The 4184-nt window shown below is 41.8% G+C and carries 3 protein-coding genes; all 3 read right to left on the reverse strand.

All coding sequences use genetic code 11. The features are described 5' to 3' along the window. Nucleotides 1-177 precede the first annotated feature (177 nt). A complete protein-coding gene (locus M9194_RS21460; RefSeq protein WP_250614751.1) occupies nt 178-747 on the reverse strand; it encodes a hypothetical protein in 570 nt (189 codons plus the stop codon). After that, complete coding sequence (locus tag M9194_RS21465; protein WP_250614752.1) at nt 744-3215, reverse strand: hypothetical protein; 2472 nt, start codon at nt 3213-3215, stop codon at nt 744-746. The genes M9194_RS21460 and M9194_RS21465 overlap by 4 nt, the downstream gene beginning before the upstream one ends. A 12-nt stretch (nt 3216-3227) precedes the next feature. Beyond that, a partial coding sequence (locus M9194_RS21470) for a type VI secretion system Vgr family protein (RefSeq protein ID WP_250614753.1) occupies nt 3228-4184 on the reverse strand: 957 nt, incomplete at its 5' end.

The raw sequence follows: 4184 nt of genomic DNA on the forward strand, positions 1-4184 counted from the left end.
GTCCCTGCACTGGTAGTGGTTGATAATGTTAATAACAATAGGGTAGGTACGGTTTTATACGACATATTAAAATATTTTTATATTTATTGTTTTTTATTTGTACGGGGTATTATACATCAGATAATATTATCGCAATAATAATGCCATAGCCATCCTTGGCTAAGTAATTGCTTACTGCTAAGGAGAAAACTTATGTGCTCTATATCCGTGTTTTATCTCTTTATAGTACATCTGATTATCTTTTGTTACTGGATAGCACGCTTCGTAGCTTTTTAGCGAAAATGATGGAAAAGCAGAAACTTTATAGAATTCCAAAAATTCTGACGGTTTAGGTATATAAGTTTTATTATAGTTTGTATCATATCCATACCATCTAAATATATTATTACCTATCCATTTTCCATCGCAATTATCATCTTGACCAATAGCCAGAATGCAACCTGTATTTAAGTTGAAAATTTCGCAATAGTCTGACTCGATAGGGATGCTTTTTTTGGGGCCTGAAAGTGTCGAGTGTACAGTTCGTTGTATCATAGCTATAGAATGGTCCTTCGAGTAACTAACCGTTCCCAAATCGCTTCCCCAATGGCTGTTGTATAGCTTGCCGTTAGGCATAGGGCTATATAGGTTAAACTTTCCATGTGATGTTTTAAGATAGTAGCTACCATTTTCTTTCATGAGAGTACCAGCATTTGCTGTAGTTGAAAAAAATAGTACGATCAAAGTTATTAGTATATTGTTTTTCATGTTAAAGCCTTTACTATGTTTCTATATCTTTGGACGGCGCTTGTCATTTTTCTTTTAGGACCGTATATCTTCATGATTTCAACTTCTCTTTGACACCTCTCCTTATATGACCAATTTGCTATTTTTTCATCGATTTTTGGATTCTTTGAAAAATATTCTGTCATTGCTCTGGGAATATCTGTATAGATATGATTAGGTCTATTAATATGCTCATCAAATACTAGAGCTCTACTCAGGTTAGTTTTAAATATATCTTTAACACGTAGTTTTTGGCCTTTTAGAAATATCGTCATGGATAACGCTTCATTTAAATCGTCATACAAGTCTTTAAGTTGTTTTTTTATAAACCTATGATCTGATATAGCAAAGGCCAAATTAGCTACTGGCAAGCATGAGATGCGCTTATTATGGGTAACGGATTTACAATTTGAACGTAACGATAGCAATAATCCATGTCCACTTAGTTTTTGACCACCCATATAGTCAGGGTGTGAAAAGTAGACTTCCTTTCTATCAATATGCCAACCTTTGTCTTTAAACAACTCGTTATATGCTTCCGAGAACATCTCGCTGAACTCAGCCACCTGAGTTGTTAGTTGCCCTTGTCCATTCATGTCGATAGTTTTTTGCATGGCACCTGCTGAAATCAGTTGATTGTCATAAGCTTGTACTGAGTCCAAGTTACCTTCATTGGCAGAAACAGCTAAGATGATTTGCTTTTCTTGTTTACATATCCCAATCTCTTGCCAGTAAGTTTCATCTAGACTCTTTAAAGTAATATTACCGCCAATCTTGGGGCCATAATTTATTCCATCATATACGCAATAGACCTTACCTAAATATTTATTTACTCTAGTGATGTGTCTCAGAAAACTCCCAACCGGCCACCAATTCCAAGTCTCCTGACCAATACCCAATGTTTTAGGATTACTCGGTATCCAAATAAGATTGTCGATGCGCTTTTTTTCATGCTCAATAAGCTGTTGAAACCGGGCGGTTTTATCGTCAAGTTTATTCACTAACTTATCTAACATGGTTTGCAAAAACGGCTTATCATTGGATGCTTTGGCCCATTCACTTTGATGACGGGCAATAATATATTTGCAGCTATCCCAGGGTGTCAGGTTTTCAACAATATCCGTGTCTTTTAATTCTGACTGCTCATTTTTTATTCCTTCCAAAACGGAAATAAAAAACTTTGATGGATTTTTCTTCTCAAGATAGCCATCGCATTGATCATCGGCGAGAAAGTGATAGGGCGTAGCATTGCCATCTTTTGGTTTGCCTAAGAACGCATCAACAAAATATTGCGGGGGCTGACTTGCGGCAAGTAATTCGAAATGAATTTGGAAACGCGTAGTAAAGTAGGGTTTCCCTTCCAGTGTGGCGACATCAAACTGGCCCAAATAACCGATGGGCGTGCCAGCTTTGATATGGAGGTGAGAATGATCGCCGAAATAATGGGTGGTATCTAGTTGCAGTGGTGTGGCGTGGATGGTCTCAACGAACTGGCTCTCCACACAGACCCAAGCGGTCTTGGCTTTCTGGCCGTGTTTGTTGACTACAGGGGTAGAGGCGTCAAATTGGCATTTGGCCATCAAGTGAGGGACGCCATTAATCATTTGCTCGCAGCATTCTCCGAGTGAGTCGTAGGTTAATATTGTCCCCTTTGGGATACTAAACGCCTGCCCACCTGCATAAAACTGATGCTGTTTTATCGTTGGCTCGCCTCGCGCACGCAAGTCATCCACTTTGGTTTTGACGGTGATTTTCGTCATTAACCAATTGGGTGGTGAATAGGGCTTCGCAAAGCCATGAAATAAATCGTGTAGCTCACCATCATCGCTATATTGGCCAGTTGCTAACCAAATAACTTGCCCGACGAAACTGTCCTCGTCACAGCGGATAACTTTGAACGGTTTTAGCTGGTAGTTTTTAGATCGTGTGGCGCTAGATTGCGTAGATTCGGTCTCTTCAATAATGCTCCCTTTTTTGAGCACGGATGAAGAGTGCTCCATGCTGGCTTGTGGATGCACATTGCGATCATTTTCAATCTTGTATCGTGGATATTGAGTGGGGTGACGGTGCGGATCGCAAAGCGGAGCCAGATGCATATATAAACTGAAGAAGGTGAACACATCTTCTTTATTTTTAGGGTTAGCGAGCTCGTGCTTTATTAAACAAAAATCGTTGCTGTATTTTAAATCGTTACCTTCAAACTGCGAGACTTGATAGCAATCATTGATGCGGCACGCTACCACAGTGCCGTCGGCGATGGCCTGAATCGGCTGATCATCTTTTAACCATGGTGCATTTTTGTTGGTGAAGTGAACGCCGCCGTGCCAGCATTGGTTGCTGGGGTTAAAGCCATATTGACCGATGTGTTCCGCTTGAATAATTTCTTCTAGCTCGTGTTGGCTGGTAAATGCGGTGCCGTCTTTTTTATTCAGTGGATAGAGAAGATTCATGGGTGTACTGCGTTATCCCGAAAAAGTAAATTGAGTAACATCATCGTCTGATTGCTGTTGTTTTTTTGCATCTTGCTTTGCGTTGTCTGACGCTTCGCTAGATTGGCTTGCCGAATCAGAGCGCTTTTGTTGATCAGACGCTTGCGAAGAGGATGAATCGTCAGTAGGCGTCGAGTTGTTAGACGGCTCTGCTTTCGTGTTATCGTCATCGTTTTTTGTCGTTTTCGACGAATCCTGCTTGATTAATTTTGGCAAAGTGGGCTCAACACCAGCGTAATCTGAGCCTTTAGCAGCTTTGCCCCCAGAGTTGAGGTCAATAGAGTCGCCAACAACAGACACACCAGCATGGTTTACCGTGATAAAGCTGCCGCCAGCTTTTAATGTGATCCCATGACCTGCATCGAGCACCACCTTCTGGCCAGATTTAATGTGAATTTCTGCGCCTGTCTCTGATACCCAAGCTTGGCCTGCTTTCAAATACAGCGTACCTTCAATGCTTAGGGTTTGATTACCCTTAGTGTGCTGGCGTGATTCACCATCAACCGTGAGGTGGTCATTGACTTTAATGTGGCTAAAACGCTCGTTGGTCACAGTTTGGTGCCAGTCGTGGTCCACTTCATCTTTGCGGTCATTGTTGACTTGCACGTTGAGGTCTTTTTGCGCGTGCAGATAGATTTGCTCTTTCTTGGCTTGGTCTTCAAAGCTCAGTTCGTTATAGCCTTGACCTTGATGACTTTGCGTGCGAATGACGGTGCGGGTTTTATTGTCCGGCAATTTATACGGCGGCACGTTCAGCGCATTAAACGTTCGCCCAGTGATGATGGGTTGGTCTGGATCGCCTTCTAAAAAGCTCACAATCACTTCATGGCCAATACGCGGCAGCGCCATCATGCCGTACTGGCTGCCCGCCCAGCCTTGTGCAACACGTACCCAGCAGCTGGCTTTATCGTCACTTTTGCTGTAGCGATT

The organism is Vibrio sinus (assembly GCF_023634645.1).
Lineage (GTDB): Bacteria > Pseudomonadota > Gammaproteobacteria > Enterobacterales > Vibrionaceae > Vibrio > Vibrio sinus.